General features: G+C 71.8%; 23 protein-coding genes and 1 pseudogene. 10 read left to right on the forward strand and 14 right to left on the reverse strand.

The genetic code is table 11. The features are described from left to right. Nucleotide 1 precedes the first annotated feature (1 nt). Nucleotides 2-2158 carry an ATP-binding protein gene (locus AC07A4_RS38460; protein ID WP_478608426.1) on the reverse strand — a complete coding sequence of 719 codons (2157 nt, stop codon included), beginning with the start codon at nucleotides 2156-2158 and terminating at the stop codon, nucleotides 2-4. Nucleotides 2159-2297: 139 nt separating this feature from the next. On the opposite strand from AC07A4_RS38460, the gene AC07A4_RS38465 reads away from it, so the two are divergent. Next, on the forward strand, nucleotides 2298-3458 hold the full coding sequence (locus AC07A4_RS38465) for a PP2C family protein-serine/threonine phosphatase (RefSeq protein WP_478608427.1): 1161 nt from the start codon (nucleotides 2298-2300) through the stop codon (nucleotides 3456-3458). Here AC07A4_RS38465 and AC07A4_RS38470 read toward each other — a convergent pair. Then, entirely contained in the window at nucleotides 3409-3849 is a 441-nt protein-coding gene (locus tag AC07A4_RS38470) for a nuclear transport factor 2 family protein (RefSeq protein WP_478608429.1), read from the reverse strand. The genes AC07A4_RS38465 and AC07A4_RS38470 overlap by 50 nt on opposite strands. Nucleotides 3850-3927: 78 nt before the next feature. Here AC07A4_RS38470 and AC07A4_RS38475 point away from each other — a divergent pair, with 78 nt between their 5' ends. Continuing rightward, nucleotides 3928-4785: an LLM class flavin-dependent oxidoreductase gene (locus AC07A4_RS38475; protein ID WP_478608432.1), complete on the forward strand. Its 858-nt coding sequence runs from the start codon at nucleotides 3928-3930 to the stop codon at nucleotides 4783-4785. Nucleotides 4786-4815: 30 nt separating this feature from the next. Here the strand turns inward: AC07A4_RS38475 and AC07A4_RS38480 are convergent, their stop codons facing one another. The 3 genes from AC07A4_RS38480 to ctaD all read right to left on the reverse strand — a co-directional run bounded on the left by AC07A4_RS38480 (nucleotide 4816) and on the right by ctaD (nucleotide 7538). Then, complete coding sequence (locus AC07A4_RS38480) at nucleotides 4816-5259, reverse strand: Hsp20/alpha crystallin family protein (RefSeq protein ID WP_478608435.1); 444 nt, start codon at nucleotides 5257-5259, stop codon at nucleotides 4816-4818. 156 nt (nucleotides 5260-5415) lie between these two features. Further along, a complete protein-coding gene (locus tag AC07A4_RS38485; protein WP_478608492.1) occupies nucleotides 5416-5775 on the reverse strand; it encodes a hypothetical protein in 360 nt (119 codons plus the stop codon). Nucleotides 5776-5780: 5 nt separating this feature from the next. Further along, nucleotides 5781-7538: an aa3-type cytochrome oxidase subunit I gene (gene ctaD, locus AC07A4_RS38490; RefSeq protein ID WP_478608438.1), complete on the reverse strand. Its 1758-nt coding sequence runs from the start codon at nucleotides 7536-7538 to the stop codon at nucleotides 5781-5783. Between ctaD and AC07A4_RS38495 the strand changes: the two genes are divergently transcribed. After that, nucleotides 7537-8073 carry an RNA polymerase sigma factor gene (locus tag AC07A4_RS38495; RefSeq protein ID WP_478608441.1) on the forward strand — a complete coding sequence of 179 codons (537 nt, stop codon included), beginning with the start codon at nucleotides 7537-7539 and terminating at the stop codon, nucleotides 8071-8073. The genes ctaD and AC07A4_RS38495 overlap by 2 nt on opposite strands. Then, the gene (locus AC07A4_RS38500; RefSeq protein WP_478608444.1) at nucleotides 8066-9004 is read left to right on the forward strand and encodes a CU044_5270 family protein; all 939 of its coding nucleotides are present in this window, start codon (nucleotides 8066-8068) and stop codon (nucleotides 9002-9004) included. The genes AC07A4_RS38495 and AC07A4_RS38500 overlap by 8 nt, the downstream gene beginning before the upstream one ends. 22 nt (nucleotides 9005-9026) lie before the next feature. On the opposite strand, the gene AC07A4_RS38505 is transcribed toward AC07A4_RS38500, so the two are convergent. Beyond that, nucleotides 9027-9998: an SGNH/GDSL hydrolase family protein gene (locus tag AC07A4_RS38505; RefSeq protein WP_478608447.1), complete on the reverse strand. Its 972-nt coding sequence runs from the start codon at nucleotides 9996-9998 to the stop codon at nucleotides 9027-9029. A 176-nt stretch (nucleotides 9999-10174) separates the two neighbouring features. Further along, nucleotides 10175-11344: a serine hydrolase domain-containing protein gene (locus AC07A4_RS38510; RefSeq protein WP_478608449.1), complete on the reverse strand. Its 1170-nt coding sequence runs from the start codon at nucleotides 11342-11344 to the stop codon at nucleotides 10175-10177. A gap of 322 nt (nucleotides 11345-11666) precedes the next feature. Here AC07A4_RS38510 and AC07A4_RS38515 point away from each other — a divergent pair, with 322 nt between their 5' ends. Further along, nucleotides 11667-12038, forward strand: a complete 372-nt coding sequence (locus AC07A4_RS38515; protein ID WP_478608451.1) for a nuclear transport factor 2 family protein — start codon at nucleotides 11667-11669, stop codon at nucleotides 12036-12038. 70 nt (nucleotides 12039-12108) lie between these two features. On the opposite strand, the gene AC07A4_RS38520 is transcribed toward AC07A4_RS38515, so the two are convergent. The 3 genes from AC07A4_RS38520 to AC07A4_RS38530 form a co-directional block, all read right to left on the reverse strand. Continuing rightward, nucleotides 12109-12441, reverse strand: a complete 333-nt coding sequence (locus AC07A4_RS38520) for a putative quinol monooxygenase (protein ID WP_478608454.1) — start codon at nucleotides 12439-12441, stop codon at nucleotides 12109-12111. 120 nt (nucleotides 12442-12561) lie between these two features. Then, nucleotides 12562-12927 carry a PH domain-containing protein gene (locus AC07A4_RS38525; protein WP_478608456.1) on the reverse strand — a complete coding sequence of 122 codons (366 nt, stop codon included), beginning with the start codon at nucleotides 12925-12927 and terminating at the stop codon, nucleotides 12562-12564. Nucleotides 12928-12968: 41 nt separating this feature from the next. Further along, nucleotides 12969-13454, reverse strand: coding sequence for a MarR family winged helix-turn-helix transcriptional regulator (locus tag AC07A4_RS38530; protein WP_478608459.1), 486 nt, complete (start codon nucleotides 13452-13454; stop codon nucleotides 12969-12971). Nucleotides 13455-13600: 146 nt separating this feature from the next. Here AC07A4_RS38530 and AC07A4_RS38535 point away from each other — a divergent pair, with 146 nt between their 5' ends. After that, nucleotides 13601-15094, forward strand: a complete 1494-nt coding sequence (locus tag AC07A4_RS38535) for an MFS transporter (RefSeq protein ID WP_478608461.1) — start codon at nucleotides 13601-13603, stop codon at nucleotides 15092-15094. Nucleotides 15095-15225: 131 nt separating this feature from the next. Next, a complete protein-coding gene (locus AC07A4_RS38540) occupies nucleotides 15226-15453 on the forward strand; it encodes a hypothetical protein (protein WP_478608464.1) in 228 nt (75 codons plus the stop codon). 618 nt (nucleotides 15454-16071) lie between these two features. On the opposite strand, the gene AC07A4_RS38545 is transcribed toward AC07A4_RS38540, so the two are convergent. From AC07A4_RS38545 to AC07A4_RS38555, 3 genes are all read right to left on the reverse strand, one after another. Then, complete coding sequence (locus tag AC07A4_RS38545; protein ID WP_478608467.1) at nucleotides 16072-16563, reverse strand: NUDIX domain-containing protein; 492 nt, start codon at nucleotides 16561-16563, stop codon at nucleotides 16072-16074. 89 nt (nucleotides 16564-16652) lie between these two features. Further along, nucleotides 16653-16910 (reverse strand): hypothetical protein, encoded by a 258-nt coding sequence (locus tag AC07A4_RS38550; protein ID WP_478608470.1) that lies wholly within the window; start codon nucleotides 16908-16910, stop codon nucleotides 16653-16655. Between the two features lie 309 nt (nucleotides 16911-17219). Beyond that, entirely contained in the window at nucleotides 17220-17414 is a 195-nt protein-coding gene (locus tag AC07A4_RS38555; RefSeq protein WP_478608472.1) for a hypothetical protein, read from the reverse strand. A gap of 147 nt (nucleotides 17415-17561) precedes the next feature. Here AC07A4_RS38555 and AC07A4_RS38560 point away from each other — a divergent pair. The 3 genes and pseudogenes from AC07A4_RS38560 to AC07A4_RS38570 form a co-directional block, all read left to right on the forward strand. Continuing rightward, nucleotides 17562-18317 (forward strand): annotated as a pseudogene (locus tag AC07A4_RS38560) (helix-turn-helix domain-containing protein); the annotation flags it as partial. A gap of 37 nt (nucleotides 18318-18354) precedes the next feature. After that, entirely contained in the window at nucleotides 18355-18552 is a 198-nt protein-coding gene (locus AC07A4_RS38565) for a DUF397 domain-containing protein (RefSeq protein WP_478608474.1), read from the forward strand. A gap of 332 nt (nucleotides 18553-18884) precedes the next feature. After that, a protein-coding gene (locus AC07A4_RS38570) for an IS5 family transposase (RefSeq protein ID WP_478608495.1) occupies nucleotides 18885-19765 on the forward strand; the annotation gives its coding sequence in 2 pieces (ribosomal slippage) (nucleotides 18885-19248 and nucleotides 19248-19765; 882 coding nt in all). Between the two features lie 15 nt (nucleotides 19766-19780). Here the strand turns inward: AC07A4_RS38570 and AC07A4_RS38575 are convergent. Continuing rightward, nucleotides 19781-20143 (reverse strand): antibiotic biosynthesis monooxygenase family protein, encoded by a 363-nt coding sequence (locus AC07A4_RS38575; protein ID WP_478608476.1) that lies wholly within the window; start codon nucleotides 20141-20143, stop codon nucleotides 19781-19783. Nucleotides 20144-20296: the final 153 nt, after the last annotated feature.

Genomic DNA, 20296 nt, shown 5'->3' on the forward strand with positions numbered 1-20296 from the left:
GCTAGGTCGGGGGGTGTGGAGGTCGCTGCTGGTGTACGGGTGGGCGGGTGGGGGATAGCCCGTCCGGCGTTTGAGGACACGGGGGTGCGTACGCGGAGGCGAAGGCCGCGTCCCCCACCAGGCCGCGCGCCCGTGCCTCGCAGGCCTCGCGCCCAGCGAGAAGCTCCGGAGAGCCAAGGCGGGGCACCCCGATGGAGCGCCAGACCCGGTCGGCGGTGCCGAGGAGCCGCGCCGCCCGCTCGGCGTCTCCGCAGGCCACCGCCGCCGACGCCAGCACATCGGTGGTCATGGCGATGCCGAGGCTGTCGTGGAAGCGGCGCTTGCCCTCGATCGCGGCGCGCGCCCGGTCGGCCGCCTCCTCGGCCCGCCCCCGGCTGAGCGCGGCCAGGGCGTGCAGGTAGTCGCCCCAGGCGCGGAGCCAGAACTCGCCCCGGCGGACGCAGTCGGCGGTCAGCTCGTCGGCGACGGCCGCCGCCTGGTCGAACCGGCCGAGGTGGACGTACGAGAAGCCCTGCGCAGTCCGCAACAGCCCCCACGCGGAGCGGTAGCGGCCGCGCTCCGGGCGCGGCAGCGGGGCCGCGGCCTCCAGCACCTCGGCCGCCCGCGCGTGCTCGCCGAGGGAGGCGAGGGCGGCGCCCGCGAGATGGGCGGCCGCGATCGGCACGGTCGCGTCGGCGGCGGCGGTGTCGGAGGTGTCGGAGGTGTCGGAGGTGCCGGACGTGTCGGACGTGTCGGCGGGGGGTTCGGTGTCGTGGAACGTCGCGGCGCAGTGGCGCGACGCCTCCGTGTCGCCCTGGGTCAGGGCGAGCAGCCCCAGGGCCCATACGGCGCGGGACCGGCCGGGGCCCGGCGCGTCGGGCAGGGCCAGCGCCCGGTCCAGATAGTGCCGCCCCTCCATGGGGAAGCCGCAGGCGCACCAGACGAACCACAGCGTGGCCGCGAGGTCGCGGGCGGTGGCGCCGTCGCCGTCGGCTAGGCAGAAGTCGAGTGCCGTACGGAAGTTGGCCAGCTCGGCGACCGTACGCCCGTACCAGGCGACCTGGTCCGGGCCGTCCCAGCCGGAGTCCGCCGCCCGCGCCAGGTCCAGGAAGTGGTCGCGGTGGCGGCGGCGCACCGCGTCCTCCTCGCCGAGGCCGCGCAGCCAGCACAGGCCGAACTCGCGGATGGTGTCCAGCATCCGGTAGCGCTCCCCGGAGCCGGTGGGCTGCCACTCCACGATGGAGCCGCGCACCAGGGCGGCCAGCAGGCCCGGCACGTCCGTCTCCGGGATGCGCTCGTCGGCCAGGACCTCGCGCGCCGCCCGCACATCGAAGGTGCCCGTGAACACCGACAGGCGCGCCCAGGCCAGGCGTTCGGCCGGAGTGCACAGCTGATGGCTCCAGCCGATCGCCGTGCGCAGCGCCTGGTGCCAGGGCGGATCGGCCCCCGGCACGGCCTCCCCGGTCTCGCCGAGCACGGCGAAGCGGTCCGCGAGACGCCGGGTGAGCTCGGCCGGTGTCATCTCGCCAAGCCGGGCCGCGGCCAGTTCGATGGCCAGCGGAAGACCCTCCAGGTGACGGCAGAGCGCCGCCGCCTCCTCCGGGCCGACGGGCGTGCCCTCGTGGCCCGCGGGCACGGCTTCGGCGGCCCGTCGCGCCAGCAGCGCCACCGCGTCCGCCTCGGGCAGCGGAGCCAGCGGAACCAGGTCCTCCACGGGCAGGCCGAGCGGGCGGCGGCTGGTGGCGAGCACGCGGAGGCCGGGGGCGACCGTCAGGAGGGCGGCGACCACGTCCGCGCAGTGCTCGGCCACGTGCTCGCAGGTGTCGAGGACCAGCAGTAGTTCTCGGCCGGACAGGTACTCGCAGAGCACGTCCTGCATGGGGCGGGTGCTCTGGTCGACCAGGGGCAGCGCCTCGGCGATCGTGTACGCGAGCATCGCGCCGTCCGCCAGCGGCGACAGCTCCACCCACCACACGCCGTCCCGGAAGCGCGGCCGCAGCTCGGCGGAGACCCGCCGCGCGAGCCGGGTCTTGCCGACGCCGCCCACCCCGCTGACCGTCACCAGCTGGTGCCGCGCCAACCGGCGGGAGATCTCGGCGAGTTCGTCGCGGCGGCCGACGAGCTCACCGCCGCTCCCGCCGGAAGATCCCTCCGCCCCAGGACCACGTACCTCTGGCACCTTCGCCCCCTCGAACCACACGCCCGTACGTACGACTGTGGCGAATCGACCACGGACCGTCACCAGAGGTGGCACAGTACCGGGACGCAGGGGCCATGCGTGGGGAAACCGCACTTCGTCGGACAAAGCAGGGGTCACAGTGGGCACACAGCACAAGTGGCTGGCCATAGCGGCGGCGGCGCAGGCGGCCGCCGCCCTGGTCGCGGTCCTCACCGGAGCGCCCCTGCCCTGGCTGGCCCTCGCCGGGCCGCTGCTTGCCGCGCACCGTCTCCCGGCGCTCCCCACGGCCGCCCTCAGCGGCACGGCGCTCGCCCTGCCGCTGCTCGTCCCGGCGCCCGGCCTCCCGCACGACCCGGCGTCCGCGCTGGGCGCGGCGGCCGTCGCGGCCTGGGCGGTGCTCACGGCGCACACCCGCGCACGCGCGGAGCGCACGGCCGCCCGGATGACCCAACTGGCCGCATCCGCCGGCCAGGACCTGCGTCAGGAGACGGTCCGCGCCGACAGCGCGAAGCGGGCGCTCGCGCGGATAGAGCGGATCGCCGACGCCGCGCAGGGGGCGCTCGCGCGGCCGCTGCCCGAGGCCGTCGGGCACGTGGGGCTCGCCGTGCACACCCGGCCCGCCGACCCGGACGCCCGGCTCGGGGGCGACGTGCACGACGCCGTGCTCACCGTGGCCGGGCCCCGGCTGCTGCTCGCCGACGTCAAGGGGCACGGGCCCGACGCGCTGCGCGTGGCGGCCGCGGTGCTCGCCGCGTTCCGGCACACCGCCGCCGCCGAACCCGACCCCGTCCGCCTCGTCCACGCGCTCGACGGCCACCTCCGCGACGACCTGGGCCCGGAGGACTTCGTCACCCTGCTCCTGGTCGACTTCCTGCCCGGCGCCGCCCGCGTCATCAACTGCGGCCATCCGCCGCCCCTGCGCGCGGGCCGCGGCCTGCGGGTGCTCGACCCGCCCCGGCCCTCGCCGCCGCTCGGCCTCGGCCCCGATCCGCACCCCTACCGCGTACCGCTGTCCCCGGGGCAGCGCCTGCTCCTGTACACCGACGGCCTCACCGAGGCGCGCGACGCCCGCCGCGCGCCCTTCTCGCTGGACACCCCGCAGGCCCACGCCGCCCTCGTCGCCGCCACCGCGCACGACGCCCTGGCCCGGCTCACGGGCCTGCTCCACCGGCACACCGCCGACGTCCCGCTCGCCGACGACCTCACCCTGCTCATCGCCGAGCCCACCGACGTCCCGGCGCCGCCCGCCCTCAGGGCTCCGGCAGCGGGTCGTAGCAGTCGTAGTTCCGCTGGCCGCTGATCCTGCCGTCGCGGAAGTCGAGGAACGTGGCGATGCGCGCCCGCAGCACGTGTCCGGCGGGCAACGAGCCGAGGGGGACGGCCAGTTCTCCCGTCCACTCCACCTCAAGGGCCACCTTGTCGCCCGCCGCCACCACCTCGCGCACGTCGTACGTCTGGCGCCGCAGCGTGCCCTGACCGGCGCGGGCCGCCTCCAGGATGCCGGGCAGGTCACGGGTCATGCCGCGCGGGAACAGCAGGTTGGGCAGCTCGTGGTGGACCGCGTCCGAGGTGAAGAACGCCGCGAGCGCGTCGCCGGTGACGCCCGCGCCCACGGCCTCGTGGTAGCGCAGCGCGATTCGGGTGTGGGTGTCCGCGACGGGGTCAGGAGGGGGTTCCGAGGTGGTCGCCATGGGGCCACTCTGGCACGCGGACGCAGGTCAGGGCAGGGGGGATTGCCGGTGTGTGCGAGGTACAGGCACGATGCCGGGATGCGCTTCTCGATCAACGTTCCGAACTTCGGTGACTTCGCCGACCCCAGGACGGTGGCGCACGTCGCCACCGCCGCCGAACAGGCGGGCTGGGACGGCCTGTTCGTCTGGGACCACGTCGTGCACGACAAGGCCGCCCAGCGGGGCAAGCCGTTCGGCGACCCGTGGATGCTCCTCACCGCGGCCGCCCTCGCCACCTCGCGGATCAGGCTCGGCACCCTGGTGACGCCGGTCGCCCGCCGCCGCCCGCACCAACTGGCCCGCCAGGTCGCCACCCTGGACGCGGTCAGCGGCGGCCGGGTGACGTTCGCGGCGGGCCTCGGCGGCCCCATCGACGACGAGTACGCCAGCTTCGGCGAGCCCACGGACCCGCGCGTCCTGGCCGAGCGCCTCGACGAAGGCCTCGGCCTGATGGCCCGCTACTGGACCGGCGAGCCCGTGACCCACAAGGGCACCCACTACCAGGCCCACGACGTCGCCCTGCTGCCCGCCGCCACGCAGCGGCCCCACCCGCCGGTGTGGATCGCCGGGTTCTGGCCGAACCGGCCGCCGATGCGCCGCGCGGCCCGCTGGGACGGCGTGGTCCCGCTGTTCAAGTCGGCCAAGCACGGCGTCGTCCCGCCTGTGGCCGAGGTCCGCGACGTGGTCGCGTACGTCGGCGAACACCGGGCGGGACAGGGCCCCTTCGAGGTCGTCGTCGGCGGCGCCACCGCGCCCGGCGAGGCGGCCGGCCGGATCGGACCCCTCGCCGCGGCGGGCGCGACCTGGTGGGACGAGCGCCAGCTCCAGACAGGACCGGACCTGGACCGCCTGGCCCCGGTCCTGCGCCGGATCGAGGCGGGCCCGCCGGTCCTCTAGCCAGGGGCGGCGCAGGCCGCAGGGTGACCGTCACCCGGTGACGGTCACCCGGCGCCGCTTCGTCCCCGGTGACTTCGGCACGCGCACGGTCAGGATGCCGTCGGCCAGGTCGGCCGACACCTGCTCGCTGTCGAAGCCGCGGCCCAGCGTCGTGCTGTAGGCGAAGCGGCCGGTGCGCCGCGTGAGGACCCGGCCGTGCTGTTCCGAGGTGAGCTCGCCGGTGATGTGCAGGCCGTTCTCGTCGACGTCGACGTGGATGTTCTCCCGGGGCACGCCGGGGAGTTCGAGGCGCACGACGAACGCGTCGTCGGTCTCGTCCTCCTCCGCGAGCGGCATCCAGGCCCCCTCGTGCCGTACCGCCGGACCCCTGCCGGGCCCTGTCGGCCCGAAGACGCGGACCATCTGGTTCCACAGCTGCTCGAACTCCTCCACCGGGTCCCAGCCCCAGGGGCGTCGAGCGGGCAGATTCGTCACGTGGTCCTCCCTTCCCGGGGCCGCGCCGAGGCCGTCCTCGGTGCGGCCGCCTCCCCACGGTCCGCGTGTGGGCGCCGGGCGGGTAGGCATGGATCCGGTCAGTCTCGCGGACGCACGGACTCATGGACGTACGGACTTACGGGACGGCCCCGCGCGCTAGCGGAGCTGGACCGCCACCGAGGCGAACACCGCCCCCGCCGCGAGCGCCCCCGCCAGCAGGTTCCCGGCGAGCAGCCGCTGCCGCAGGCCCCGGTAGCGCGTCTCGTACTCGTCCCGCAGCTCACCGCACCGGCGGGCCGTGCCGCGCCAGGTGGCGCGGGTCAGCGCGAGGTGGTCGTCGGCGTAGACGCGCTCGACCTCGGCGCGCTGGGCTTCGGTGAGCCAGTCGAGGCGGCCGGTGAAGCGGGCGGCCGCGGTGCGCGCCTCGGCGCGGGCGGACTCGGCGAGCAGGTGCCCCTCGATCTCGTGGATCAGCAGGTTCGTGTCCAGGGGCGGCAGGTGGGGGCGGTCGTCCATCGCGGTCACCGGGCCACCGTCCGCGCGTCCGAAGCCGGAGCCGGGGCCGGGGTGAGGGCCGGGGTCTCGCCCGCCGCGATCTCCGGGTGGTGCAGGTCGAACGCCGGGGACTCGGAGCGGATGCGCGGCAGGGCGTGGAAGTTGTGGCGCGGCGGCGGGCAGGACGTCGCCCACTCCAGGGAGCGGCCGTAGCCCCACGGGTCGTCGGCCTCGACGAGCTGACCGTACTTCGCCGTCTTCCAGATGTTGTAGAAGAACGGCAGGACCGACAGGCCGAGCAGGAACGAGAAGACCGTCGAGAGGGTGTTGAGGCCGGTGAAGCCCTCGGCGTCGAGGTAGTCGGGGACCCGGCGCTGCATGCCCGCCGCGCCCAGCCAGTGCTGGACGAGGAACGTGCCGTGGAAGCCCACGAACAGCGTCCAGAAGGTGATCTTCCCGAGGCGTTCGTCGAGCAGCTTGCCCGTGAACTTGGGCCACCAGAAGTGGAATCCGGCGAACATCGCGAAGACGACGGTGCCGAAGATGACGTAGTGGAAGTGCGCCACCACGAAGTACGAGTCGGTGACCGCGAAGTCCATCGGCGGGGAGGCGAGCAGCACCCCGGTCAGACCGCCGAAGACGAAGGTGATGAGGAAGCCGACCGACCACAGCATCGGTGTCTCGAAGCTGAGGGAGCCCTTCCACATGGTGCCGAGCCAGTTGAAGAACTTCACGCCCGTCGGCACGGCGATGAGGAACGTCATGAAGGAGAAGAACGGCAGCAGGACCGCGCCCGTGGCGTACATGTGGTGGGCCCACACCGTCACCGAAAGGCCCGCGATCGCGATGGTCGCGCCGACCAGGCCCATGTAGCCGAACATCGGCTTGCGGGAGAAGACCGGGATGACCTCGGAGATGATGCCGAAGAACGGCAGGGCGATGATGTAGACCTCGGGGTGGCCGAAGAACCAGAACAGGTGCTGCCACAGCAGCGTGCCGCCGTTGGCCGGGTCGAAGATGTGCGCGCCGAACTTCCGGTCCACTTCGAGGGCGAACAGGGCGGCGGCCAGGACGGGGAAGGCAAGGAGCACGAGGACGCCGGTCAGGAGCACGTTCCAGGTGAAGATCGGCATCCGGAACATGGTCATGCCGGGGGCGCGCATGCAGATGATGGTCGTGATGAAGTTGACCGCGCCGAGGATCGTGCCGAAGCCGGAGAACGCCAGGCCCATGATCCACAGGTCGGCGCCGATGTTCGTGGCGTGCGCGGCGTCCGTCAGGGGCGCGTAGCCGGTCCAGCCGAAGTCCGCGGCGCCGCCCGGCGTGAGCAGGCCGCCCAGGGCGATCAGGGAGCCGAACAGGTACAGCCAGTAGGCCAGCATGTTCAGGCGCGGGAACGCCACGTCGGGCGCGCCGATCTGGAGCGGCATGATCCAGTTGGCGAAGCCCGCGAACAGCGGCGTCGCGAACATCAGCAGCATGATCGTGCCGTGCATCGTGAAGGCCTGGTTGAACTGCTCGTTCGACATGATCTGGAGCCCGGGGCGGGCCAGCTCGGCCCGCATGAACAGCGCCATCACGCCGCCGACGCAGAAGAGACCGAACGCCGTCACTAGATAGAGCGTTCCAATGGTCTTGTGGTCGGTGGTCGTCAGCCACTTCACGATTGCCTTCATGCCCCGTAGGTGTCCGGCACCGCCCGGTGCCTCACCGCGCACCCCTGCCGCGAGAATCACGTCGTCCGGGTGTGAAGATCGGGCCCATGCCGGACACCTACGGTTCATGAGCACGGACGAGGCCTTCGCCGCCGCCTATCGCGCGCACTACTGGGCGGTCAGCCGCTTCGTCGCGCGCAGGCTCGACGGCGGCGAGGCGCACGAGATCGAGGAAGTCGTGGCGGAGGTCTTCTCCATAGCCTGGCGGCGCCGCGCGGAGCTGCCCGAGGCGCCGCTGCCCTGGCTGTACGGAGTGGCCCGCAACTGCCTCGCCAACACCGTCCGCGGCCTCGGCCGCCGCCGCAGGCTGCTGCACCGGATCGGCCACCACGAGGCCGTGGGCGGCGGCCAGGTCGTGGACAGCCCGGACACCGAGCGGCCCGGCGCCTGGGTCCTGGAGGCGCTCGCCCGGCTCTCGCCCGCCGACCAGGAGGCGCTGCGCCTGACCACCTGGGAGGAGCTGGGCGTGGACGACCTCGCCGTGGCCCTCGGGTGCGGGCGCGGCGCCGCCGCGATGCGCCTGCACCGGGCGCGGCGGCGGCTGCGCGCCGAGATCGACCGGATGAACATGAACGTACGAGCTGGGGACGGCGACCGTGACTGACGAACTCGACCTGCTGCGCGCGGCCGACCCCGTGTCCGCCGCCGAAGGCCCCTGGCGCGACCGCCCCCTGGACGCCCGCGCCGAGCGCGCCCTGAACCAGCTCCTGTACGGCGCCCGCACCCGCAGGGCCCGCCGCCGCGTGGTGTTCTGGGCGGAGGCCGCCGCCGTCGCGCTCGCCGCGGTGCTCGCGCTGACCCTGCCCGACCTGGCCGCCTCGCCCGCGACCGCCGCGCCCGGCGCCCTGCAGCCGCGCGCCGGGTCCGCCGCCGTGCCCCTGGAGCGGATCGCCGAGCGGGCCGCGGCCGCCGCGCGCGACGGGGAGCCGCAGCTCCGCAAGGGCAGCCACGTGCGGACCTGGAGCCTCGCCCTGGACTCCGGGCCCCGCGCCGAGCGGCCGGTGACGCTGCCCGAGGAGCGGGTGGTGCGCTGGCGGCCGGACGGCAGCCGCACCGAGCGCGTCGAGGCCGACGGCAAGCCCCTGACCGAGCGCCTGTTCCCGCCGGTCGCGTCCGACGCCCCGCCCGCCTCGCGCCCGCCGCACACCGCGGCCGCGCTGCGCGCGTACCTCACCGAGGCTTACGACGGCGGGCTCGCCGACCGCACGGGACCGCTCAGCGTCGCCCAGCTCCTGGACACCCTGCCCGCGTACCTCGACGCGTGGACGCCCGGCGCCCGCGAGGCCGCGGCGCTCGCCCGGATGCTCGCCGACTCCCGCGGCCTGCTCCCCGCGGGCGCGATCACCGACCGGCTCGGGCGTCCGGGGCAGGCGTATGTGTACACGCCGAGGGGCGAGGGCGTGCGGCACATGCTGATCCTGGACCCGGACACGGGGGACGTGCTCGGCCTGGAGGAGACGTTCACCAAGGACCAGCGGCGGTTCGCGGTGCGGGCCGGGGACGTGCGGGAGTACAGCGCCTGGCGGCGCGACTGAGGCCCCAGGCGGCGGCGCGCGGTCAGCGGCGCGCCGCGCGGGCGACCGCGTCCGTCACCGCCTGCCCGATCCGCCGTATCCCCGGTGAACGCACGGGGCACGGCCGGGACTTCGGGGTCGTCGGGGCGAGGCAGAAGTGCAGGAAGTCGTCGCCCCGGTGGAGCGCGGTGCGGCCGCCGGACTCCGTGCAGTACTGCGGGTGCGCGCGCTCGTACGCCGTGCACGGCAGCTCCCTCACCCACCGGTAGCGGGCGGAGGCCGGGCTGACGGCGCGGCCCGCGTCGGCCACCAGGTCGCCGCTCGCCGCGGCCTGGCGGCGGTAGAGGTCGTTGACGCGCCGCACCCGGTCGGGCGTGATCGCGTCCGGGCCCTGCGACACCCAGACCACCTTGGGCCGCCGCGCGCCCGCCTCCTGGGCGGCGTCCTCGATCTGCCCGGTCAGCTTCCGCGCGTCGGCGGCGTACCGCGTGTAGTACGTGTCCGGGGCCTTGTCGTGGGTGATGCCGTCCATGCACGGCGTGTAGCCCCAGGAGTTGCCCCAGAACTGGAGCACCACGAAGTCCGGGCGCAGCTTCCGCACCAGCGTGGCCGCCTTGTCCTTGTCCGGTACGAGGGAGTCCTCGCCGGTGCCTTCCAGGTAGTCGCACAGGGTGGTGCCGGAGTAGGGGGCGCTGGTGTAGCGGGCGGCGAGGCGGTCGCGCAGGAGGGAGCCGAGGACGTTCTGGTTCTCCATGGCGAGGGAGTCCCCGAGGTAGAGCACCACCGGCTTCGGCTTCGCCTCGGGCTTCTGCTCACGGTCGGCGGGGCGCTCGGCACGCGGCTTCTCTGACTGCCGCTCCTTGCGGTGCGTCGGGGAGTCGTCCGCGTCGGCCGTCCGGGACGCGGCGGGCGGGGGTGCCGCGTTCGGGCCGGACTCGTCCTCGCCGCCCGGGTCCCCACAGGCCCCGAGCAGCAGCGCTCCGGCGCACATCCCAGCGGCCAACAGCTTCCGCATCCGGCAACTCCCGGCTCAGCGAACGGAATCGGCCCCCCAGCACAACACACCACCGCGCCGGGCGGTAGTGACTCTCTCGTTTCTCCTGTTCGGCCGGGATTTGTCCCGCCGGGCGGGACGGACGGGCCGCGCCACCAGCGCGCGCCCCGCCCCGTCCCGCACCGGGCGGGCCCGCCTCAGCGGCGCGCGGGCGCCGGGCAGAACTCGGCGTTCAGGATGGCGAACAGGTGCTCAAGGCCCCAGTTGCTGTTGTAGTTGAACGTCAGCTGGCGGCCGTCGTCGGTGCTCGCGACCAGGGTGAACCAGCCCTGCACACCGCCGTCGTGGTACCAGATCTTGGTGCCGCAGCCGAGGGTGTACCGCTCGACGCCGAGCCCGTAGGACGAGCCGGGGAAGTCGGGGTTGTCGACGGTCGTCTTCAGCGCCTTCTGCTGCTCTGCCGGAAGGAGCTTCCCGCCGAGCAGGGCCCCGTAGAACCGGTTCAGGTCGGCGGCGCTGGAGATGATGTCGCCGTTGCCCCAGTACTGCGAGCCGTTGATCTCGGTGACGTCGTCGATCCGGTCCGGCTGCTCCAGGAACAGCTTGGCGTAGGCGCGGCTGCTCGGCCTGGGCAGCTTGCTGCTGGTGCCGGGGTTGGACGTGGCCTTCAGCTTGAGGGGCTTGATGATGCGGTCGCGGACCGCCTTCTCGTACGACGTGCGGCCCGCCTTCTCCACGACGAGCGCGGCCAGGACGTCGTTGGTGTTGGAGAACGAGTGCCGGGCGCCGGGCTTGAACAGCGGCTTGTAGCCGAACGCCACCTTGAGGCGCTGCTGGGGCGTCAGGGTGTCGTAGCGGTGCTTGAGGTAGCCCTCGCCGTAGACGTACGTGTCGATGTACGTCTGGTCGCCGAGGTAGTCGGGCAGGCCGCTGGTGTGGTTGAGGAGCTGGCGCACGGTGACCTCGCGGCCGTCGTTGCCGTTGCCGGTGACCACGCCGGGCAGGTGCTTGTCCACGGTGTCGTCGAGGTCGAGCTTGTTCTCCGCCTCCAGCTGGAGGAGGACCGTCGCCACGAAGGTGTTGGTGAGGGTGCCGACGCGGAACCGGTCGTCCTTGCCGCGCGGCGCGCCCGTCTTCAGGTTCCCCACGCCCGCCGCGGCCTTCCAGACCCCCTTGGCGTCGCGCGCGTGCGCGGTGATGCCGGGGACACCGGCCTTCACGGCCGCGTCGATGGCGGCCCGCGTCGCCTCGTGGCCCGCCGCCCTGGAGTCCCGCGAGGCCTGCGCGGGGCCCGCGAAGGCCGTGGCCGCCATCGCGACCGCCGCCAGACCGACCACACCGGCTCTCGCGCACTTCCGTACCGTCATTATTCCCCGCCCCTGTAAGTCGTCCGCAGTTGGCTGAAATTGGTGCTCTTGCGGTTCGTGGGCGGCAGCGTAGGACACCCGCGGCGGATGTGGGGCATTCTCGCGGCAAGGCCTAGATTCGGCGGCGAAGTGGTTGAGCGCGGGGCCCGGATGTGCTGGGGTCGGCGCACGCGCCCTGTTCCGGCACCGTGGTGGCCCGCCATTACCTCTGGCGTAATCGCCCCGGTCACCCCGGCCCGGCACGCTGAGGTCACCGGCCCCCGGGCGGCGCACTCCGCCCGGGTGTCGGCCGGCATTCCGAGCGCTGAGGAGGCGTCCCGCCATGGAGAACGTTCACGAGACCGCCGTCGCCCGCTACTTCGAGGCGTGGAACGCCACCGGCCCTGACGGCATTCGCGAAGCGGTCGACACCGCGTGGGCCGTGGGCGGTACGTACACCGACCCGCTGGCGGACGTGAGGGGCCAGGAGGCCGTCGCGGCGGTGATCGCCGGGGCCCAGGAGCAGTTCCCCGGGTTCGAGTTCCGCCTCGCGGGCGAGGTGGACGGGCACCACGGGATCGCCCGGTTCCGCTGGGACCTGGTGTCCAGCGCCGACGGCTCCGCGCCCGTCTCCGGCTTCGACGTCATCGAACTCGCCGAGGACGGCCGCATCCGCTCGGTGTACGGCTTCCTGGACCGGGTGCCGGTGGCCTGACGCCGCGCGCGCGGGAGCCCCGGGCCGTTCTCGGCCCGGGGCTCCCGTGTGCGTGCGTGTGCCGTGGCGGCTAGGCCTCGCGCGGCGAGACCTCGCCCATGCGGCCCCAGCCGTCCATGTCCGGGATCTCGGTGCTGACGATCTCCGGGGTCGTCGCGATCGCGTACGACATGGTGTCCATGGCGGCCGCGAAGTGCGGCGACTGGACGTGCTCGCGGCCCGCCTCGCCGTCGCGGAACCCCTCCACCAGGACGAACTGGTGGGGGTTGTCGACGCTGCGGGACCACTCGAAGAAGAGGTTGCCGGGTTCGGCGCGGGTCGCACGCGTGAAGTCGTCGACGAGGCCGAGCCAGTCCTCGGAGCGCTCGGGGCGGACGGTGAATTTCACGGTGATGAAGATCATGGGGTGTCCCTCGTAGCTATTCGGTGCCGTATGAACGTACCCCGATCCGCCGGTCCGGCGCCTGTCGGGACGGCTCCGGGCCGCCTGGGGCCGCTGGGCGCCGCTGGGTGCCGCGCCGGGCTAACGGGCGACGAACTGCGTGAGGATCGCCTGCACCTCGTAGATGTCGACGCCCTTGGTGAAGGTCTTCTCGATCGGCACCGGGTTGCTGGATATCCAGATCTTGAGCTCGGCGTCGAGGTCGAAGTGGCCCGCGGTCTCCACCGCGAAGTGCGTGATGCTCCGGTACGGCACCGAGTGGTACTCGACCTTCTTGCCGGTCATCCCCTGCTTGTCGACGAAGATCATGCGCTGGTTGGTGAGCAGGATCGTGTCGCGTATCAGCCGGTACGCGGCGTACACCTGCTCGCCGTGGCCCATGAGCCGCGCGTACTCCTGCTGCGCCGACGCCGGGTCGACAGTGTGCGCGTTTCCGAACAGCGCCATGACGGGTCCCCCTCCGGGATGCTTCGGGTTTCCCGTCGAGCCTAACCCCGCTGCCGGGCCCTGCGGGCGGGCCGCGGGCTCTCCGCCGGGGTCGCCAGATGGCCCTCGACCAGGCGGTTCAGGGCGCGCAGCAGGGCGGTGCGGTCGGTCTTGGACAGCGCGTCGAGGGCGTCCTCGTGGACCCGGTCGACGATCTGCTGGCTGCGGGCCGCGAGCTCCGCGCCCCGCTCGGTGACCGCGATCACGCGGGCCCTGCGGTCCGCGCGCGAGGGGCGGCGCTCGGCGAGACCGGCCTCCTCCAGGGCGTCCACGGTGACGACCATCGTCGTCTTGTCCATGTCCCCGATCTCGGCGAGCTGCGCCTGGGTGCGCTCCTCCTCCAGGGCGTGCACGAGGACGCAGTGCATGCGCGCGGTCAGGCCGATCTCGCCGAGCGCGGCCGCCATCCGCGTGCGCAGCACATGGCTGGTGTGGTCCAGGAGGAAGGACAGGTCGGGTTCGGTGCGGGCGGGTGCCATGGCGGTCATGCGGCCAGCGTAGCCGAGAAAGCGGGTTCACGCCCGAGATAGATAGTCTGCAACGGAACTATCTGCTACGGTCCTGACTATGCCGCCGGGCCGCGAAAGCCGCCCCCGGCCGCCGCCCCGCTCAACTCCCGGACAGGAGACACCCCATGACCGCCCTCGCATCCCCCGAGGCCCCGGCCCCGGCCGCCCCGGCCGCCGCGCCGCCCCGCACCCGCTCCCGGGGGCTCGCCCTCGGCGTCCTCGCCACCGGCATGCTGATGGTCATCCTCGACGGCAGCATCGTGACCGTGGCCATGCCCGCGGTGCAGCGGGACCTCGGCTTCACCGCGGCGGGCCTGAGCTGGGTCGTGAACGCCTACCTCATCGCCTTCGGCAGCCTGCTGCTCCTGGCCGGGCGGCTCGGCGACCTCATCGGGCGCAAGCGGATGTTCGTGGCGGGCATCGGCGTCTTCACGCTCGCCTCCGTCCTCGCGGGCGCGGCCACCGGGCCCGCCACCCTCATCGCCGCGCGCTTCCTCCAGGGCGTCGGCGGCGCCATGAGCTCCGCCGTCGGGCTCGGCATCCTCATCACGCTCTTTACCGAGCCGCGCGAACGGGCCCGCGCCATCGCCGTGTTCAGCTTCACCGGAGCCGCGGGCGCCTCCCTCGGGCAGGTGCTCGGCGGTGTGCTCACCGACGTACTGAACTGGCACTGGATCTTCTTCATCAACCTGCCGATCGGCCTCGCCACCGTCCTGCTCGCCCTGACCGCGCTGCCCGACGACCGCGGCCGCGGGCTGCGCGCCGGCGCCGACGTCATGGGTGCGCTCCTGGTCACCGGCGGCCTGATGACCGGCATCTACAGCGTGGTCAAGGCCGAGGAGCACGGCTGGGCCTCCGCCCACACGCTCGGCTTCGGCGCCCTCGCCGCGGCGCTGCTCGGCGGCTTCGTGCTGCGCCAGGCCACGGCCCGCACCCCGCTGCTCCCGCTGGGCGTCTTCCGCTCCCGGAGCGTCACCGGGGCCAACGTCGTGCAGCTCCTGATGGTGGCTGCCCTCTTCGCCTTCCAGGTCCTGGTCGCCCTCTACCTCCAGAACGTCCTCGGCTACGGCGCCCTGGAGACCGGGCTCGCCATGCTCCCCGCGGCCGTCGTCATCGGCGTGGTCTCCCTCGGCGTCTCCACCCGCCTCAACGCCCGCTTCGGCGAGCGCGCCGTCCTCCTCGCCGGGCTCGCCCTGCTCTTCGCCGCCCTCGGCCTCCTCGCCCGCATCCCCACGCACGCCTCGTACGTCACCGACCTGCTCCCCGTGATGCTGCTGGCCGCGGGCTTCGGCCTGGCCCTGCCCGCCCTGACGGCGCTCGCGATGTCCGGGGCCCGGGAGGATGACGCGGGGCTCGCGTCCGGGCTCTTCAACACCACCCAGCAGATCGGCGGTGCGCTCGGCGTCGCGGTCCTCTCCACGCTGGCCGCCGCCCGCACCGACAGCCGCCTTGGCGCCGGGGCGGGCCGTGCCGAGGCGCTGACCTCTGGGTACCGCCTCGCCTTCCTGGTCGCCACGGGGTTGCTTGTCGCAGCCTTCGCGGTCGCCGCGGCGGTGCTCCGCACGGGGCCCGGCTCTTCGGCGCTCCGCGCCTCGTCCTCAAACGCCGGACAGGCTTAATCCATCGCGCTCCGCGCTCGTCCTCAAGCGCCGGACGGGCTGAATCTGTCGCGCTGCGCGCTTGTCCTCAGGTGCCGGACGGGCTTGATCCATCGGCTCCGCGCCTCGTCCTCAGGCGCCGGACGGGCTGGATGACCCACCCGCCCCCGTGGCTCCCGCCCGAGCGCGTCGAGCTCGCCTGGGACCACACCACCGCCGAGCACGACGACGTGCTCAGTGCGATGCGCAACGGCCACCTCTTCCGCTTCACCGTCGCAGACAACACCACGCGCTACAGCCTCTCCGCCCGGCCCGCTCAGTTCAGAGCTTCCGTCCGCGCCGGACACCCGCCCGTGGGTTCTGCTCTTACGCGGCGCTGACACCAGGGCATGAAAAGGGCCCCGCTCGCGAGAGTGCGAGCGGGGCCCTGGCGCCTGGCCACTATCTAGCCGCTTCGGGTGTAGTCACACCCGGCCGGGTTCGTGCAGATCCAGAGAACGCCTTTGCTATCAGGTACGGCCTGCATTTCGTGTCCGCACTTCACGCAGATCACTGGCCGATCTCCTCGCTAGGAGTAGATCACGTGCCCGCATTTGCACGCCCATCTGACCAGAGGCCCAAAGGGTCTGCCTTCCATCATGCGTCCACATGAGCGGGGGCACGTAAGGAAGACAGTACGTTCGTCAGCGCCGGGCCCAGCCTTGCTTATCGTGCTCAGATACGCCCGACGCACCCCTGGCGGTAGCGGTTGCTCGCTCATGGTCGGAGTGTAGGCCTCCACTTCCCTTCATCGGTCCTCTCTACGGGACTTGCCGCACAACGGGTCCCTGTCCCTGCCTGACGTCCAGGGGCCCGCGCACCTCCGCACATGACACGCGGGTCTAGAGGCCCCGGCTGGTAGGGCACCACCCGCACCAGCCGGGGCCGTGCCCACGCTTCCGCCTTCGAGGGGTCGGGCGGTGGCGGGCGGGATGCCCCGAGAGTGGGGCGGGTCTGGTCTATCCCGCCGGAGCGGGACTGCCTAGCCGGTGGGCCGGGACGCGCATTCCGTGATCCGCGCAGGAGAGGGCGGCGCGAATGCGTCGGCTTTGGTTGGCGAGCGTGTGTTCCCCGATCTGATGACGGGCTACCCACCTCAGGCCTACAAGTTCGTCGCGGGCTGCCTCAGGCAGCTCAAGCCTGTTACAGGTGAGCGTTCCGCCGTCAAATACGAGGATGATTCCTGCCGCGCTCTTCCCGTCGTCGCTGGCGGGGACGTCGTCGACGAGCAGTACGTCCGAGAGTTGACGCGTGAGTCCCACCTGTTCGAGCAACGCGCGGGCGGCAGCGCTGGCGCTGGACTCGCCCTCATGGGCATGGCCGCCAGGGAGGTGCCAGCCCGCCGTGAAATCAGGCTTGACCAACAGGACGTCGCCGTACCCGTTCCTGATCAGGACGACACACTTCCGCCGCAGGGCGGGCGGGGCGGCAGGGTCGATGTCGTCGCGCATCGCGTTTCTCCGTTCGGGTGTGGTTGGTGGTACCCGCCCCGCCGGGTCCGTAGCTGCGGGGCGTGGTGGACGTCCGGCGGGGCAGGCGGCTATCGAGGGCCAACGGCCCTGAGTTTTCGGACTACTTCGCGGATGTCAGCCGCCTGATAGGTGCCCAGGCGAAGGACGGTGGCGCGGCTGCACTTGCACCCCGTGTGAGGGCACGGCTCCGCAATGCTCATGTCGTCCAGCTCCGTGATACCGAGGGCGGCGAGCGCGTCCAGCAACGCTCTTCCTGCGTCCGCGGCTTCCCGGCGCTCTTCGGTGTCGAAGTAGTCCACGGCCCTGCCGTTGAAGACACCGTTCATCGGCTAGCGGCCACCGTCATGAGGAGCAGGGCGACGGCGAGGACGTAGCCGCAGATGAACAGGAAACTCCCTGCGAAGCGGCTCAGGGCCGTGGACTGTCGGTGCTCTTTCATTCCTTCACCCTTTTTGCTTGGCGGTTCGAACTGAGCGCGGGTTCATCGATGGGCTTCACGCGGCAGCGGGGGCAGGAGCACGGCGGGTAGGCCATGGAGCCCGGCGCGATGGTTGCCTCATGGGCCTTCTGGATCAGGAGCACGCCGTTGGCTCCGTGGGCGGCCATGAGGCGGCTGAGAGCCTTCCGGGCGCCGCTCACAACAGCCGTTCCAGGGCTCGCCCGACGGCCTGTAGGTCGACGTATGCCGGGTCGGTGAAGCCACCGCGTGGGCGCCAGCCGAGGAGACCCCAGGGGCCGAAGAGCCGTATGTGCGCGGCCAGCTCCGCCACGTCGTCCGGCATAGCCACGGTGTTCGGCTGGCTGGCGGTCCTGGTGGTGTCACTGGTCATGGCGGGTCCAACTGCCCTTCTCAAGTCTCCTGGACCACCACTTTGGACACTGCGACGTACGCTCAACAGGGGGTTCCGCTTTACTGACTCAACCGTAAAACTGCGGGAAGTGAGGCTATGGCCAAGGAAGTTGATGCGTCGTCATCGATGGCAGAGCTATACGGAAAGCGGCTCAAACTCCTACGTGTCGAGAGACGGTGGACTCAGAAGCAGCTAGGCAAGCTGGTGGCCGTCGAACACAGCCGGATCGCACAGCTTGAACGTGCAACAGGAGCACGGCCCACCCTTGAGCTGTCCCGCGCGCTGGACACGGCGCTAGGAACTGACGGCCTCTTGGCAGATCTACAGCCACACGTCTACCGCGAGACCTTCCCTGACTGGTCGCGCGCGTGGCTAGAGCAGCAAGCCCAGGCCACAGAGATCCGCACCTATGTCGGCCACACCGCCCCAGGACTGTTGCAGACACCGGAGTACGCCCGTGCCACTCTGCGCGTTGGGCGAACCTTGAAGACCGCCGCCCAGCTTGAGGAACGAGTCGCGGCGCGACTCGCGCGACAGGAGCGGTTGACGGCGCCCGATCCGCCAGCACTCTGGGTCGTCCTGGATGAGGCAGTACTACGCCGTCCGGTCGGCGGGCCAGAGGTGATGCGGGGGCAGCTTGCGCACTTGCTTGCCGCCTGCACACGGCCGAACATCACTGTTCAAGTGCTTCCGTTTAACCATGGGGAACACTCAGCCATGGGCGGGTCGCTCAGCCTCTGCACGCTCCCGGATGGCACTGAGCTTGCGTACACGGAAGGCGCCGACATGGGCCAACTTGTTGAGGACCCGACGGACGTCAAGAGCTACGGCGTTTCATACGATCACTTGAGGGCGGAGGCGTTGCCTTCGTCCATGTCGCTAGAACTGATCCGGTCCTGTATGGAGGACAACAGTGCGCGTGTCCCGGCTCAACCTCAGCGCCGCAGAGTGGCGCAAGTCCAGTTACAGCAACCAGGAGGGTGGGGATTGCGTGGAAGTCGTCGACAACTTGGCCGTCGTGCCCGTCCGTGACAGCAAGCGCCCACACGGCCCCGCCCTCATACTCACCCCGGAAGCGTGGTCCGCGTTCGTCGACTTCGCGCGGGCCGACGGCTGACCAACGCCACGGGCGAAGCCCCGCCGCTCTCTCCCTGAGCTGGCGGGGCTTCGTCGTGTCCAGCCGCTAGGCGGCGGCGACGGCATCCCCCATGCCGTCCTGGCGGTGGTGGTGCATGCCGTAGTCACACGCGGACCACACGTCTGGGTGCGGCAGGTACAGCCCTGTCTCAGGGCTGTCGTACCACTCCGAGGAGCCAGTTAGAGCCCCTGAGCTCCGGTCCCGGGTGAGCACCCGAAAGCCGTGGTATCTGCCGTGCCGCAGCAAGCGTGAGACTAGGGCCTGTCCGGCGGATCTTGTGACCGTTGCGCTCTCGGTTCGTTGGCATGCACATGGGGCGGGGAGATCTCACGAACGAAGAATGGGTCCGGCTGAAGCCGCATCTGCCGAAGTCCGGTAAGTGTGGAGGCCGTTGGGAGGGCCATCGCAGGATCATCAATGGGATCTTCTACCGGAACCGCACAGGGGTGCCGTGGCGGGATCTGCCTGCGCGTTTCGGGGAGTGGAAGACCGTGTACGAACGGCATAGGCGCTGGTCGGCGGACGGCACCTGGGACAGGCTCTTCGCCGCGGTCCTGGCTGACACTGACGCGGAGGGCCGTATCGACTGGTCGATGGTGAGCGTGGACTCCACCCACTGCCGGGCCCACCAGCACGCCGCCGGAGCACGCAAGCAACGCCCGCGAGTGCCGGGAAAAGAACAACGCCCCGGCAGCACCGCCCCGACGAGGGACTCGGACGCTCCCGGGGTGGCCTCACCTGCAAAATCCATCTTGCCGGGGAAGGTGGATGCCGCCCCCTGGCTGTGCTGATCACACCGGGCCAGGGGAGCGACGCCCCGCAGTTCATCTCCGTCATGGACCGCATCCGGGTCGGCCGACTCGAAGGCGGTCGGCCCCGCACCCGACCTGATCATGTCGGCGGGGACAAGGCGTATTCCTCCCGCCGAAACCGCCGCTACCTGCGGCGACGCCAGATCAAGCACACCATCCCCGAGCCGAGGAACCAGCGCGCCAACCGCCAAAGCCGGGACAGCAGGGGCGGTCGGCCCACCGGTTTCGACAAGACGATCTACAAAAGGAGGAACGAAGTCGAGCGTACGATCAATGGCCTCAAGAACTCCCGGGCCGTGGCCACGAGATACGACAAGCGCGCCTACGTATTCCCCGGCACCATCACCGTCGCCTCGATCCGACTCTGGCTCCGCCCATGACCTGCCGGACAGGCCCTAGGGAGCGGTGAGTTCGACGACGACGTCGTACACCCCGGGGTTCGGCGTGATCGGCTGCTTGGTCTGCTCTCGTGCGGCCTGCGTGCGCGACGCGAAGTCGGGGTCGGCGGTGGCGGCCTCCCATGCCTCCTGATTCTCCCAGTGGGAGACGTTGACGAGCTGGAAGCGGGAGCTGGAGGAACGGGCCCTGTGCATACGGGAGTCGATGAAGCCCGGTTTTTCCCGCATGAGCCTGGCCCGCTGCTCCCACTTCACGACGAACTCGTCGAGCTCGGCGGCGTCGATCTCGAAGACGTTTATGAATGTGACGGACGAGTCTGATGAGTCGGGGGCCTCGTTACGCTGGGTTTCTGTGGTCATGTCGGCAGCCTAACGACGCGTCCCAACTGAGCGTTGGCCGCCCCTGATCCGCCGGACAGGCCCTAGGAGTTGTCGTCAAAGTGTCACGCCCACATCAGGAGTGATGCGAGGGTGACGGCTGCTGTGTAGGACTGGGCGGTCTTGTCGTACCTG

Source organism: Streptomyces sp. NPDC043996, assembly GCF_056435225.1.